14 protein-coding genes are annotated in these 14,555 nt (G+C 36.1%); 7 read left to right on the top strand and 7 right to left on the bottom strand.

All coding sequences use genetic code 11. The features are described from left to right. Nucleotides 1-201 precede the first annotated feature (201 nt). A complete protein-coding gene (locus tag FFM71_RS01645) occupies nucleotides 202-1,059 on the top strand; it encodes an aldo/keto reductase (protein ID WP_137610448.1) in 858 nt (285 codons plus the stop codon). A gap of 41 nt (nucleotides 1,060-1,100) precedes the next feature. Here FFM71_RS01645 and FFM71_RS01640 read toward each other — a convergent pair whose 3' ends face one another. The 3 genes from FFM71_RS01640 to FFM71_RS01630 all read right to left on the bottom strand — a co-directional run bounded on the left by FFM71_RS01640 (nucleotide 1,101) and on the right by FFM71_RS01630 (nucleotide 4,084). After that, nucleotides 1,101-1,757: an HAD family hydrolase gene (locus tag FFM71_RS01640; protein ID WP_137610447.1), complete on the bottom strand. Its 657-nt coding sequence runs from the start codon at nucleotides 1,755-1,757 to the stop codon at nucleotides 1,101-1,103. An 83-nt stretch (nucleotides 1,758-1,840) separates the two neighbouring features. After that, a complete protein-coding gene (locus FFM71_RS01635) occupies nucleotides 1,841-2,566 on the bottom strand; it encodes an alpha/beta hydrolase (RefSeq protein ID WP_137610446.1) in 726 nt (241 codons plus the stop codon). A 462-nt stretch (nucleotides 2,567-3,028) separates the two neighbouring features. Beyond that, nucleotides 3,029-4,084 carry a CdaR family transcriptional regulator gene (locus FFM71_RS01630; protein WP_171000437.1) on the bottom strand — a complete coding sequence of 352 codons (1,056 nt, stop codon included), beginning with the start codon at nucleotides 4,082-4,084 and terminating at the stop codon, nucleotides 3,029-3,031. A gap of 266 nt (nucleotides 4,085-4,350) precedes the next feature. On the opposite strand from FFM71_RS01630, the gene FFM71_RS01625 reads away from it, so the two are divergent. Continuing rightward, on the top strand, nucleotides 4,351-5,634 hold the full coding sequence (locus FFM71_RS01625) for a GntP family permease (RefSeq protein WP_171000436.1): 1,284 nt from the start codon (nucleotides 4,351-4,353) through the stop codon (nucleotides 5,632-5,634). Nucleotides 5,635-5,647: 13 nt separating this feature from the next. Next, nucleotides 5,648-6,787, top strand: coding sequence for a glycerate kinase family protein (locus tag FFM71_RS01620; protein ID WP_137610444.1), 1,140 nt, complete (start codon nucleotides 5,648-5,650; stop codon nucleotides 6,785-6,787). Nucleotides 6,788-6,833: 46 nt separating this feature from the next. On the opposite strand, the gene FFM71_RS01615 is transcribed toward FFM71_RS01620, so the two are convergent. Further along, the gene (locus FFM71_RS01615; RefSeq protein WP_223876453.1) at nucleotides 6,834-7,307 is read right to left on the bottom strand and encodes a GNAT family N-acetyltransferase; all 474 of its coding nucleotides are present in this window, start codon (nucleotides 7,305-7,307) and stop codon (nucleotides 6,834-6,836) included. Between the two features lie 473 nt (nucleotides 7,308-7,780). Here FFM71_RS01615 and FFM71_RS01610 point away from each other — a divergent pair, with 473 nt between their 5' ends. Beyond that, nucleotides 7,781-8,110 (top strand): hypothetical protein, encoded by a 330-nt coding sequence (locus FFM71_RS01610; RefSeq protein ID WP_137610443.1) that lies wholly within the window; start codon nucleotides 7,781-7,783, stop codon nucleotides 8,108-8,110. 171 nt (nucleotides 8,111-8,281) lie between these two features. On the opposite strand, the gene FFM71_RS01605 is transcribed toward FFM71_RS01610, so the two are convergent. After that, the gene (locus tag FFM71_RS01605; protein ID WP_137610442.1) at nucleotides 8,282-9,247 is read right to left on the bottom strand and encodes an AEC family transporter; all 966 of its coding nucleotides are present in this window, start codon (nucleotides 9,245-9,247) and stop codon (nucleotides 8,282-8,284) included. 39 nt (nucleotides 9,248-9,286) lie between these two features. After that, complete coding sequence (locus FFM71_RS01600; RefSeq protein ID WP_137610441.1) at nucleotides 9,287-10,909, bottom strand: malolactic enzyme; 1,623 nt, start codon at nucleotides 10,907-10,909, stop codon at nucleotides 9,287-9,289. Between the two features lie 102 nt (nucleotides 10,910-11,011). On the opposite strand from FFM71_RS01600, the gene FFM71_RS01595 reads away from it, so the two are divergent. Beyond that, nucleotides 11,012-11,890 carry a LysR family transcriptional regulator gene (locus FFM71_RS01595; RefSeq protein ID WP_137610440.1) on the top strand — a complete coding sequence of 293 codons (879 nt, stop codon included), beginning with the start codon at nucleotides 11,012-11,014 and terminating at the stop codon, nucleotides 11,888-11,890. 909 nt (nucleotides 11,891-12,799) lie between these two features. Here the strand turns inward: FFM71_RS01595 and FFM71_RS01590 are convergent. Beyond that, nucleotides 12,800-13,267 (bottom strand): NUDIX hydrolase, encoded by a 468-nt coding sequence (locus tag FFM71_RS01590; protein ID WP_137610439.1) that lies wholly within the window; start codon nucleotides 13,265-13,267, stop codon nucleotides 12,800-12,802. Nucleotides 13,268-13,428: 161 nt separating this feature from the next. Between FFM71_RS01590 and FFM71_RS01585 the strand changes: the two genes are divergently transcribed. Further along, nucleotides 13,429-13,719, top strand: coding sequence for a helix-turn-helix domain-containing protein (locus tag FFM71_RS01585; RefSeq protein WP_137610438.1), 291 nt, complete (start codon nucleotides 13,429-13,431; stop codon nucleotides 13,717-13,719). Then, nucleotides 13,720-14,181: a low molecular weight protein-tyrosine-phosphatase gene (locus tag FFM71_RS01580; RefSeq protein WP_137610437.1), complete on the top strand. Its 462-nt coding sequence runs from the start codon at nucleotides 13,720-13,722 to the stop codon at nucleotides 14,179-14,181. Nucleotides 14,182-14,555: the final 374 nt, after the last annotated feature.

Raw genomic sequence — 14,555 nt, 5'->3', positions numbered from 1 at the left:
ATTGGGCGATGGCTTTTTTTGACGGGGTTTCTTAGTATACGTGATTCGTATAGTAGCATGCTTATTTGGTAATTTTCAAAGACCCACCTAAGCTTTAGAATGAATCTATCAATTAAACGTGCACGGCCGGAACGATTTAGAAGTTGTATGGCATCGGACTGAGGTCTTGCAAACACGTCTACTAAAAAAGAGGTTATAATTATGGAGCAAATTTTGTTGAACGATGGAAATAAAATTCCAGCAATCGGTTTTGGTGTCTTTAAGATTCCAAGTGATGGGTCAACTTATCAGGCCGTTTTAGAAGCATTGAATGCTGGCTATCGTCATATCGATACGGCGGTTGCATATTTCAATGAAGCTGAAGTAGGCCGAGCTATCGTTGACAGTGGTGTTGACCGCAAGGATATTTTTGTAACAAGTAAGCTTTGGTTGCAAGATTATGGTTATGAGGCTGCCAAGAAGGGCCTTGAAACATCGTTAAAAAAACTAGGCCTAGATTATATTGATCTTTATTTATTGCATCAACCATATGGTGACGTTGTTGGTGCTTGGGAGGCTTTGGAAGAAGGAAAGGCTAATGGTCAAATTAAATCAATTGGTGTCAGTAATATGACACCTAAACTTTGGCAAAAATTTATTCCACAATTCAAGAGTGTCCCAGCAGTGAATCAAGTTGAATTTAATCCTTATTTTCAACAAACTGAATTGAGAAAACTATTAGCACCAAATAATATTAAAATTGAGGCTTGGGGTCCCTTAGGTCAAGGCAATAGAGACTTATTTGCCGAGCCAGTTATTAAACAATTAGCTGAAAAATATCACAAAGATGCTGGACAAATTATTTTAAGATTCGAAAATCAATTAGGTATCATTGTGCTACCAAAGTCGACCCATGCAGCTCGAATCAAGAGTAACTTGAATATTTTTGACTTTGAATTGACTGAATCAGAAATGTCAATGATGGCCCAACTTGATAAAGGTCATGGGTCACATAATCCTGATGCACCTGGTGTCAAAGAAATATTATTATCTGCTTTTGATGTTCACGAAAATGACTAAAAAAAATCCTGTTAAGTCCATTGCTGGCTTACAGGATTTTTTTAGTTCAAATAGGGTAGAACTTGATTAAGCGTTTCGACCATATGTGTTGGTTTGATGGTTTTTGTGGCTTGTTCATGTGGACGGTTGACCCAAATAGAAGGCCAGTTCATCTGATTGGCTGGAATGATGTCGGAAGCATAGCCTTCAGCGATGTGCCAATGATTTTCGGTTGTGAAGTTGTAATGGTCATCAACTGCTTTAAAGAAATGCAAGTCAGGTTTATAAGCATGAACGTCTTCTGCCGTCCAAATATCAAATGGGACTTGTAATGCTTTTGCATTAGCATCAATAATATCCCAAGATGAGTTGGACATCATGATTAATTTATAACCTTGATCGATGAATTTTTGCAATGTTGAAATCACTTCTGGAAATGGTTTCAAGTTATGGTGGGCTGTTAAAACATCTACATAGTATTTTTCGAATTGATGATTGAGTCCAAATTGATAATCAAGGTGGATCAAATTATTACGCGTTAAAATTGCATAATCTTGATAGGGATGCATGTTGTTACGATCGCCTTGGTAATCCGAAAAACGCTGACGGGCGAGTTTATAATCAACGCCAATGTCCTTTGCGGCTTGTTCAACGGCATCATAAGTTGGTTCTTCATGAAGCAAAGTTCCGTAACAATCAAAAGTGAGATATTTTTGCATAAAAGCTGACTTCTTTCTATAAAATATATTATCTAAAATTATCATAACATTTTATAAATAGAAGTTATTCGAATTGGATGATTTTATTCAAGCCAATTGAAAACAATCTCAATATTATTACTCCAGGTTTTCCAAGAATGATCACCAATCACGGGCATCCAAGTATAGCGTCCTTTAGCGTGAATCGAAAGAAAGTTTTTGAACATAACGTTGTCTTCATACATGAAATCAGAATCGCCGCAGAGGGTGAGAATCCGCTGTTTAGGTTGATGACTGTTATAGATATTAGTCAATTGATTTTTGGCAATTCTTTCAGGACTGTTAAAAATACTGTTAAAGGCAACTTTGGGCATCGGACAATTAGGATTATCACGGAAATGTTCGATATCAGTAATTGGGGAAAGTGCCGCAACTTTACTGAATTTAGAGTCGTTGAGAAAAGCAATTTTTAAGGCTCCATAGCCACCCATACTGGAACCAACGATATAATTTTTGGATCGATCTTTCGAGATGGGTAGAAGATTCTGCATTTTAGGGATGAACTCATCGATAAAATAGGAGTAATAAGGGATAAAGTCCGAGTCAGAGTAAAAAGCATTCCGACCTTCGGGCATAATGATGACCCAATTATGTTTGCGAGCAAGATTTTCAATGTTCACATGTCTGATCCAAGCAGAATCATCGCCAGTGTAACCATGAAGTAGCCAAATCGCTGTGTAGTCATGTTCATTAGTATCTGGAACAACAACAGTCGTTTTGAAATAAGTATGTAAATAATTAGTACGATAATTAAGATTCATTAACACCATTGTATAAGCCTCGCAATATTATTAATTAAATCAAATAATAATCAATTTAAGGAAAAAAGTCTAACGATACAGGTTAATTTGAAGTATTGGTGCCACACTAATTTGTCACATAACTATATTACTGACTAAAGGGAGAAAGTTTAGTATGCCGTTTCCGGAGCTGAGAGTATTCATTTGCTACGCGGAACGTCCCGAGCCAGAAAGCGGTCTCGAGCCTCGATTGTTTGAAGACTCGCAAAATCCGCGAGTCTTCAACACGTCCGGTGGTGTAAATTGCTAAAGCAATAACGCCACATTCGCTGCAAATGAATACTCTCAGTTCCTCCAACTAGTTTATTTTTTTAATTGAAGGAATGATAAAACTATGACTTCTGCATATCTGAATAAATTAGCTCTGGAATTGTAACAACAATAGATATATTAATTCAATCTTTGGATTATTGACAATAGGGGACGCAACTACTACTTATGCTCATGTTCGTATAAATATTTTTTAAAATACAAATAATTAACATAAAGCTGCAAGGTATCTGGTAAATCATGCAGATTTAAGCCAAAATATTCTGAAATATTGTTTAAACGATAATTGGTAGTATTTCGATGAACTCTTAAAGCTTTGGAAGTTTCAGTAACATTACCATTATGTTTAAAGTAACAATCTAATGTTTCTAATAATTCTAATCCAGATTTGGTCTTTAAAAAACTCTTGAAAATACTCAGAGCACGATGAGAATGGAGATTACTTTCGAGCACATGACTGAGAAAACTGATTTGTTTGAAGTAATACGTTTCTGTGAGTCCTAATTCGTTACTGACATTTATAGTGTCTTGAGCCTGTTTGATAGCCTCTTTCAAATTATCGGATCGTTCACTTATACCGATCTGGAGATGATTTTCTTGACAGAATTTCAAGTAGTGTAGTAAATCGGATTCATTTTTGGTAATAATCAATTGTTGCTCTGGTGTTTTACTGAAAGTGAAGTCAGTTGGATTTAGTTGTAATTGAGAGAGAGTTTTGGTAACAACAATTATGGCATAACGAGGAATAGTTAAATCAATTTTTAATGATTGAGCACGAAGTCGTAATTCTTCATTCCTAATAAGATCGTCTGCATTGGCCCATTGATATAGGAAGTGATTCAAACTCTCTTTACGTTGTCCTTCAATTTTAGCGTTATGAATCTGTGAAATTAGTAACTCAGTCGAAATTTTTAAAAGTGATGCTAGAGGTGTCACTTTTTCAGGATCGCCGGTAATACCAATAACACCAATAGTTTCACCGTTGAATTCAACAGGTATATTAACACCGGGTTGACCAAATTTACCAAATGATTCAACCATCGGTTTGGTCTTGCCACTTTGAATTGTATCAATTGCGCCGATATGTAAGGTGTTAATTCGCTTTTTGTCGCCACTTGCTATAATGTAGCCTCTTTCGTTCATCATATTAATATTGTATGGAATACTCTCCATCATTTTATCGACAATCGATTGTGCCAGTTGGGGGTCTAATTTCATTTTATTAACTTCCTTGTTCATTATTATTCAAAGTTTAGTGAAAGCGTTTATCAAATAATTGTGCATATAAATATTTTACAATATTTTTATATTTTAAAACATTGATTTATCAAGGAATATTTTTATTTTTTAAGTATTTCAACAATTACTTTTGTGCATGTGTACATTGATTTAGATTGTATATCACTGTATTATACACTCGTTAATCAATTGTTAAAATTTTAACAAGACCAAGGGATATATTGAGGAAGGATGTATTAATAAGTATGGTTATTGCATGGTGGGCAGCTTTATTGGGGTTGCTGTTAGCGATTGGCTTGATTTTATTTCGAGTTAATCCAGTTTATGCTTTGATTTTTGGAGCTATTGTTGGTTGTTTAGTTGGAGGACTTTCACTGGCCCAGACAACAGATACAATTGTTAAGGGTAGTTCTGGAGTAATGGGGACTATAATTCGCGTTATCGCTGCCGGTGTTCTGGCAGGTGTAATGATGGAGTCAGGAGCAGCTAATGTGATTGCTTCAAATATTGTCAATCGATTCAGTGATCGACTAGCGATTTTAGCTCTGGCACTTTCAACAATGGTTTTGACGGGTGTAGGTATTTTTATTCCTGTTGCAGTTTTGATTGTTGCACCAATTGCTTTAGAAGTTGGTCAAAAAATGCATTATAGTAAACTTTCATTATTAGTCGCATTATCTGGTGGTGGTAAAGCCGGGAATATTATTTCCCCTAATCCAAATACGATTGCGGCTGCAAAGGGTTTTAATGTTGATTTGTCACAGGTTATGATTGCCGATTTTGTGCCAGCAATTGTTGGTTTAATCGTGACAGTTATTTTGGCCACTTTGATCAAGAATCGTGGCGAGTTTGTTCCTGAGGCTGAAAAGTTTGAAACAAAAGAACCAAAGGATTTACCAAGTTTAAAAGCGGCTATTGTGACACCTTTAGTTGCGGTAGTTTTATTACTAATTACACCGGTTGGGGATATTCTAGGTGTTAAAGCTTTAGCATCATTCAACTTGGATGCAATGTATATCCTACCGATTGCTGGTCTGATTGGAACGATAGCCATGGGTCAGAGTAAGAAATTCTTGCAATATATGCAAAAAGGTTTGGCTCGTATGACAGATGTCGTTTTGATTTTAATTGGTGCGGGTGCGATTGCTGGGTTAGTTTCAGTTTCCAACTTACCTCAAAAGGTTGTTGAATTGGTACAAGTTTCAGGAATTTCTGGAACATTTTTGGCACCAATTGCCGGAATCTTGATGGCAGCGGCTACGGCTTCAACTTCAACTGGTGTTATCTTGGCTTCTAATTCGTTTAGTAAGTCGATCATGTCATTTGGAATTTCTGGTACTGGTGCAGCCGCAATGGTTCATACCGGAGCTACAGTTATCGACCAATTGCCACATGGTAACTATTTCCACGTGACTGCCAAAGCTGTTAACATGCATTTCAAAGAGAGAATGAGCGTTGTTTTCTGGGAAATGCTAGTTGGACTTTCAATGACGATTGTTGCAACATTGATGTATGGAAATCTGTTCTAGAGGTGAACTATAAATGAAAATTGTTTTAGCTCCGGATTCATATAAGAATTCTTTGACAGCTAAGGAAGTTGCTCAATCATTACGAAAAGGGTTTGAACGAGTTTATCCCGATGCTGAATACGTTAATGTACCTATGGCAGATGGTGGTGAGGGAACTGTGCAGTCACTTGTTGATGCTAAGAACGGTCAAATAATGACTGCAGACGTCATTAATCCGTTGGGTAATAAAACAGAAGCTCACTATGGCCTGATCAACGATGGCAAAGTCGCCGTTATAGAAATGGCTGAAGCAAGTGGGATTCAATTTATCAATCAATTTACACAAAATCCATACATTACTACAACATTTGGAACAGGTGAATTGATTAAATCTGCTATCAAACAAGGTGCCAAAACGATTATTATTGGCATCGGAGGTTCAGCAACAAATGATGGTGGTGCTGGTATGGCTCAAGCCTTGGGAGCACACTTGCTGGATGATAAAAATGAAGAATTACAATATGGTGGTGCGATGTTAAAGAAGTTAGATCATATTGATATTTCTGAAATGATGCCTGAGTTAGCAGATGTCAAAGTTATTATTGCTTCTGATGTAACAAATCCCTTAACGGGTCCTGATGGTGCCAGTCACGTATTTGGACCACAAAAAGGTGCTAGTCCAGAAATGGTTGAATTTTTAGATGATGCTTTGTCACACTATGCAGATATTTTAAAACGTGATTTGCATCAGGATCTAGAAAGTGTGGCTGGTGCAGGTGCTGCGGGTGGATTAGGGGCTGGCTTATTAGCCTTTACCGACTCTGAAATGCGCTCTGGCGTCGATATTGTGGTTGATTATACTGAGTTAAAAGATAAGGTTAAAGATGCTGATGTCGTTGTAACAGGCGAAGGTCAAATTGATTTTCAAACTAAGTTTGGTAAAACACCAATTGGAGTTGCTAAAGCTACGAAAGCAGTCAATCCTGATGCGACTGTGATAGCGGTTGCTGGTTCAGTTGGTGAAAAAATTTCGGAGTTATATCCATTAGGTATCGATGCCATCTTCACTTGTGTTCCAGGTGTTGAAGAACTATCGACGGCCATTCAAAATACAGACAGGAACCTTCAACAAGTTGCTGAGAATATCGGTCGCTTGATCAAAAATACAAAATAAAGAATAGAGTAATCATCCACCTTTTAGTAAAGGGAGAATAATTACTCTATTTTTTTAATCTCATTTTTAAAATTGGAAAAGGATTACCTTGGTCATCAGTTATTTGTCGATGATATTCAACAAATCCCATGTGTTTATAAAAACCGATGGCTTGCGGATTTTGTTCGTTGACTGTAATTTGTTTAGCATGATAATTTGTGATACCAAAGTTGATTAGTGCTTTGCCGATACCTTGACCACGTTTTTTGTTATCAATAAAAAGCATGTCAATTTCTGGACCATTGATTCCCATGAAACCAAGTGGTTGATTGTTTTTATCAAGTGCGATGATTAAATGAGAAACTTCCATCAAAAATTTTGGCATTGAATTTTTAAAGTCTTGAATATTATTTTCACTCAAGAAACTGTGTGTTGCGCGGACTGAATTTTCCCAAATAACAGTTAATTGTGCGATTAATAATGTATCTCGTTTAGTCACTGGAACTATTTTCAAAGCTGTAACTCCTTTTTTAATAATCATATCTTAAGGTACCGCCTAGTACTAGTTGATATTTTATTACAAAAATTCGTATCAATTATTTTTCGCAAAGGTAAAAAATCAATCAAGCCATTGCTATCACAGGCTTAGAGTTAATTTATTTAAATAATCAGAAATCTTCATTTTATTCTCACTATTAAAAAACAAACTAGTTGGAAGAGCTGAGAGTATTCATTTGCAGCGAAAGTGGCGTTATTGCTTTAGCAATTACACCACCGGGCGCGTTGAAGACTCGCGGGTTTTGCGAGGCTTCAACCGAGGTTCGAGACCGTACTCTGGCTCGGGCCGTCCCGCGCAGCAGTTGAATACTCTCAGCTCTGGAAACGGCATACGGCGTACTTACCTAAACTTTCAACCTTTAGTTAAGATACTAAAAAAGTAAGTTTTTCTTGTCAATTGTTAGTCAATTGCGTGATACTTAATTAGAGAGATATTTTAAGAGGTGATAAATGCTTATGAATAACGAAATCAAATTTATTATGGATGAACTTGGTATCATCTATGGTTTTTATCAAGATAGTTTTAGTTTTAAACGTATTAAGAGCTACATTTTAAGCATGCCTGAAGGTACGAAGATCGTAAAAGTGTCACATGGCAAGGTGCCGATGTATGACCATCAAGTTGATTTGCCAATCGCTGAATTCAACGATGAGACCGATTCAGTCGGCTTGTTACAAGTTAACCATACAATGGTGAATAATCGGTCTGAAGAAGATATTGAGGCTGATACTCAACGTATTATTACACTGGTGAATCGTTTGATAATATTGATTTCTCCTAAATAATTATTGTTTCTGGAAATGGAAAGTACAAAATGACGAAACAATTTCAAAACACAAAAAAGGTCGTCAACCGCAGATGTTGACGACCTTTTAATGTATATACGTGTGTTTGTGTATTTGAGGAGGATCTAAGTTTTATTTTGAGTGTGTGAATGGTAAGTCGAATCAGTTCAACTAGATCAAGTTAGCGATTTGCATAAGGATAGGAACAACAATGACGAATAGAACTGTTGATGTTGTTACTAAGTTAGTTGCGTAATCAACGTCACCGTGTGATTGATCAACTAGAATAGGCAAAACGGCTAAACCAGGAGCAGCTGATTGGATGATGAATGAGTTTGATTCAATAGTTGGTAGAGAAGTACCCATCATTGAACCACCAATCAAAATGATACTGATCATGATGGCTGGAGCAACGACGAATCTACCAAGTAAAGCTAAAATAGTATCGCGGTCAAATCTGATTGATTTCAAACCAGCGTCGGCCAAGATGATACCAATGTAGATAAGTGACATAGGTGTTACGATACCACCGACCATATCAAGGGTCTTATCGATCCATGCAGGAACGGGAATGGCTAGTAACAAGAAGACAAGTGATACTAAGAAACCAACAAGTGGAGCAGGAAGTAATTTCTTCCAGTTAAAGTCCTTCTTAGCACCTTTTTCAACAGTTGGATCATCACTTGAGATAAAGAAGATACCGACCGCCCAAGTTGAAATTGTATTCATAACATAGTAAATAAGGAAGTAAGGTAAACTCTTAGTACCAAACAAAGCCATATTTAGAGGTAAACCAATAAAGATTGTATTAGCATTAACAAACATGTTAATGAATGTACCACGACGGCCTTTACGAATGCGGAAGACTTTAGTTAAGATCCAGGCAATGATATAGCCGATCGTGAAACTGGCAAATGTGAAAATTAAACCGCCAGATAAACTTGCAAGTTTGTCTCTGTTCAAATATTTAAGAACTGAAACAAAGATTGATGCTGGCAAAGCAACCTTCATAATAATGAAGGAAATGTTACCTTTAAACTCATCACCTAGGCGACCGGATCCTCTTAACCAGTAACCTAGAGCAATGACTAGAACGATTTCTGCAACACTTTCTAGTGAAGTAATAAATGCTTCCATGAATAAAAATCCCCTTTATTTGACAAATATGTTAATTAATTAATATTTAGGTTCCCACTTACTGTCAGCAACTGCTTGTTTAGCATCTTTGGTGTCAGTAAGTTTTTCGTCGATAGCTTGTTGAGCAACACCAACAGCAACAGTCATACTGAATTCGTCTAGTTTTGAAACTGGAGGAAGAACAGCAGCACCAGGTTGTGTAGGATCAACGATTCCACCTAATGAATGGGCGGCTTTATTGATCATACCGTCTGATAATACTTTGGCATTAACAGCCAATGAACCAAGACCAAGACCTGGATAAACCAAAGCGTTGTTAGCTTGACCAATGTGATATGTTACACCGTTGTATTCAACAGGTTCAACCGGGATACCAGTTGCGATAAGGGCTTTACCATCAGTCCACTTCAAAAGATCTTCAGCCTTAGCTTCAGCTAATTTTGTAGGATTTGATAGTGGGAAGATGATTGGACGTGCAGTGTGTGCAGCCATTTCTTTGATGATTGGTTCTGTGAATGTACCAGGTTGTGTTGATGTACCAACTAAGATTGTTGGGTGAACTGCTTTAATAGTAGCTTCCAAGTTTGTTAGCTCATTAGCGTTACTGAATTCACTACGTTGTCTTGTGAAAGGCTTTTGTTCTGGTGTAAGATCTTCTGTGTCGTCGAATAACAAACCTTGTTTGTCAACTAAGTAGAAGTGTTTTCTAGCTTCGTCTTCTGAAAGTCCTTCTTCAACCATAGCATCGAAAATTCTCTTAGTGATACCAGCACCTGCAGTACCAGCACCGAATGATAGGTAAACTTGATCAGTTAATTTTTCTTTAGAAATGTTCAAAGCACCAAGAATACCAGCAAGTGTAATAATACCTGTACCTTGAATATCATCGTTAAATGTTAAGATTTGGTTTTTATACTTGTTCAAGATATTAGCAGCATTGCTACGACCAAAGTCTTCAAAGTGTAAGTACATGTCTGGGAATAAGCTTTCAGCAGTTTCAACAAACTTGTCAACGAAGTTGTAGTACTTTTCGCCAGTAACACGTTCATGATGATTACCCATATATAGGTCGTCGGCAAGTAATTCTTTTCTATTTGTACCTGCATCAAGAACAACAGGGAGAACAGATTTAGGATCAACACCGGCAGCGGCTGTATAAACCATTAATTTACCAACAGAGATGTCAACACCTTGAACACCCCAGTCACCAATACCAAGAATACCTTCACCATCAGTAACAACAATCAATTTGATGTTGCGGCCAGCTGAAACGTTCTTCAATGTAGCTTTGATGTCATCTTGGTCGTCGATTGATAGATAAGCAGCGTTTTGTGGGTCTAAGAAGAAGTGACTGTAGTTTTCAATGGTGTCAGCGATTGTTGGGTCATAAACAACGGGCATAAATTCGTTAACATGTTCACTGAACAATTTATAGTACAATGTAACGTTTTCGTTGAATAAATCCATCAGGTACATTCTCTTAGCCAAAAATGTATCTTTACTTGAGTAGTTTTCGTAGGCTTGTTCTACTTGTTGATCTAATGTTTGAACAAATGGTGGAAGTAAACCTTCGATTTTGTAATCTTTTCTTTCTTCTTTGGTAAAGGCAGTACCTTTGTTCAAGAAGTGATTATTTAATAAATCTAAACCAGTATATTTCATAAATTAATGCCTCCTAATTAGCTTTCGTGTTGTACTATATACCCTTATAAAAAATATAGTCAAATATGTTATTATTGATAAATAAAATTTATAGGTGAAAAAATGAATTTAAAAGACTATCAATATTTTAAGAAATTATCAGAATTAAAAAACTTTTCTGATACCGCAGCGTTCTTTGGTGTCAGCCAACCAACCATTACTTATTCGCTGAAACGCCTGGAGGATAGTTGTGGTTTGTCGCTAGTTAAACGGAAGAGTTACGCCAATTCACTGTCACTGACATATGCGGGTGAGCAGCTGTTGATTCATATTAATCGTATTCTTCAGGAGAATGACTTGATTGATGTCGATATGGAGCGGATCAAACGAGAAAAGATTGTTATGGGATGGCCACCGATAATTACAAATTACGTCATACCAAAGGTATTTGATGAACTTCGGGATGAAAATCTTTTGTCAGCAATAGAGCCGGTTTCCGATGGTTCCAAGGATTTATTGGAAAAACTGATCAATGGAGAGATTGATCTGTCATTTTTAGGAACAACAGTTTTGCCGCAAGAAAATCATTTGGATTACCAATTACTTAAAGAACATCATTTCAAATTTATTGCTTCAGCAGAGAAAGATATATCCAAGATAACTTCAATTGAAACGCTATTTGAAGAGGATTTTATTTCTTTGAATGAAAAATCAGTCCATAGTCAAGTCCTTCAACGGTTGACAGAACACTATAGCGTCACTCCTAAAACAATGTTTCAAACTGAAGATTACAAACTAGCGTTGAATTTGGTTCGAGCAAACAAAGGGATAAGTTTTATCACAGAAACTGCAATTCAGGATGTGCCCGGAATTCAAGTGATTGATATACCGGGCGTTCAATTGCCATCGTTTTATATTCTCTTTGTTTACCGACACAACATGATTGGTAATGAGACCTTGGGCAAGTTGATGCATATTTTCAAAGGTATATATAAAAAATGATAATATTTTATAAATAAAACGTGGTGTACAGGTATAGTCCATTAACGTTACAATTAGTATGCCAATTTCAATTTGTTTGTAACAATTAGTGGTTACTGTATTTAATAGGAAATTATATTTCATCAATATAGTCGTTTTATTATGCTTTTATTACATTATTATCACTTTTTATAATTGGAATGGATGAAAAAATGAGGGATAGGGCATGTTTCGTAATGTTCACTTTAGAGTTAGAAAGCTGGTCTGACCGGTTTTCTTTCTTTTTTTATTAATAATTTACAAAAATATGTCCATTTTGGATAATATAATAAATTCAAAAACGATTGTGTTATCATTATTGATGAAGGGGAAGTCCATTCCTACGTTTCCCCTTCTTTGATAATTTCATGATTATAATAGTTGAATAACTATTGTCGATATAATGGTAGTTCCTCCCTGAGCTGCCATTTTTTGTTGTCGTCTTCGGTTAATTTAACTGTTTGTTTATTGTATTGAATTCAAAATCAAAAAATTATGAATTAAAGAAGCTGTTTTCCCCTGGCCGAATCAGGAGGAAAACAGCTTCTTTTATCTATTACTAAAGGTTGAAAGGTTGATACATTATGCCTTTTCCAGAGCTGAGAGTATTCATTTGCTGCGCGGTACGATCCGAGCCAAAAGGCGGTCTCGAATCTCGGTTGAAGCCTTACCAAACCCCGGTAAGTCTCCAACACGCCCGGTGGTGTAAGGACTAAAGTCCTAACGCCACTTTCGCGGCAATGAATACTCTCAGCTCTTCCAACTAGTTTATTTTTTTAATTGAAGAAATGATAAAGGCAAATAATAAAATGAAAACTTCTGATTATTTAAATAAATTAACTCTAGGTATTTAACAACAACGGCTACATTACTTTTTCACCTTTCAGTCTTTTATCTTAAATTCAAAGAATCTAAGTATTTTTCACCAGCCTTCAACATCTCAGCTGTCTGTTGATTTAATAGTGGAGGCAATTGACCAAATGGAAAGTATTTAAGATCAAGTGTTTCATTCGTTGCTTCATTTAATGTATGTCCACCAATTTGTTTTACAAGATACAGACGTGAAATAACCTGAGTTTTGTCGCCATTGGGATAGACTGTAAATCCTTGATCAAATATTCCAATTGGTTTTATAATTTCAACATCAATGCCTGCGTCTTCTTTGTATTCGCGGATACAAGCTTGCTCAAAGGTTTCGCCGTATTCAAGGAAACCTCCAGGAAGGCTCCAATTGTGAGTGTCAGTGCGCAGATTTAAAAGAACCTCATTTTTGCTATTGACTAGGATTGCCCCGGCGGCGTTTAGGATTATGGGGCGGTGGCCGACAAGACTACGAATTTCTTTAATATAATTTGCCATTAATCAGTATTCCTTTCCATATAAATTAATTTAAGTATGACACAGAGATTGTTTATTTGAATAAAAAAAATTCAACAAACTGTTAAAACTGTGTTACATCAATATTAGAGTAATTTTATATGGTATAATTTTTATTAATAAGCGATTTAGGAGTTTTTAGTATGAATTACAAAGAGAGTCAACAAAAAGAAATTGCACAATATGCGATCGAGCATGACAACAATTACAAGGCTACGGGTGAGAAATACGAAATTTCATATCAACAGGTGGCTGCTTGGGTTAGAAAGTATCAGAAAAAAAACACTTCTAAGAAGAATACTACTGAAAAGGTTCCAGCATCAAAGTCTGTATCAACAAAATCGGAAACTAATATGCTTAATGTTTTAAGTCGAAAAGATCCCGTTTTGGAAGCACAACTTGAAGAAGTTAAGAAGAGATTGGGTTTGATTTAAATGAAGCGAGTCATTTTTGTTTGTTTAGGTAATATCTGTCGTTCACCAATGGCAGAAATGATGATGAAACAGTTGGTTGCAGAACAAGGTTTGATAAAAGAGATTCAAGTTGAATCTCGGGCAACCTCTACCTATGAGATCGGTAATCCTCCACATCCATTAGCGATTCGGGAATTACAAAAGCAAGGTGTTGGGATTGTTGAACATGTTGCCAAACAGATCACGGCGGAAGATTTTAAAGAGGCTGATTTAATTATCGGTATGGATCGGCAGAACCTGGTTGATTTGAAACAGATGGCCCCAGTGATTGACCAATCTAAGCTACATTTGGCTTATAAGATATTAAATAAGGATGCCGAAATTCAGGATCCTTGGTATGATCACAAATTTGATCGCACTTATCGACAACTACAGGAATTGTTGCCACTTTGGTTAAAAAATATTGTTCAAGCTGATAAATAAATTATCAGCTTTTTTTGTGTTTAAGAGGTTGGACCAGTTTGTAAAAGGATATTAATAATAATTGTGCGTTACAAGAATATTGTTGAGAGATTAAAAGTTTGTCCAAACTTGAATTATTGGGCATTTAGTTAAAAATAATTATTATGGAAAAAACACTTGATATATAAGGATTAAGAGAATTTCTGAATTGGTATAGGTATAATAGATTTCATCCTTTCATTAGCTATAAGTTAAAAAATAATGAATTTTTGATTAATAAAAACCATTGTTAGATTAATATTTTACACTTCATTTCAAGAGAAGAGTCTTATATAATTTTGAAACAGAAAGCCTTTTCACCAGTGATAAGATTACGAAATCATTTGATGAGAGGG

The organism is Companilactobacillus huachuanensis (assembly GCF_005404815.1).
Taxonomy (GTDB): domain Bacteria; phylum Bacillota; class Bacilli; order Lactobacillales; family Lactobacillaceae; genus Companilactobacillus; species Companilactobacillus huachuanensis.
Note: the sequence above shows the minus strand (reverse complement) of the source record. Positions and strands in the feature narration are given on the sequence as shown.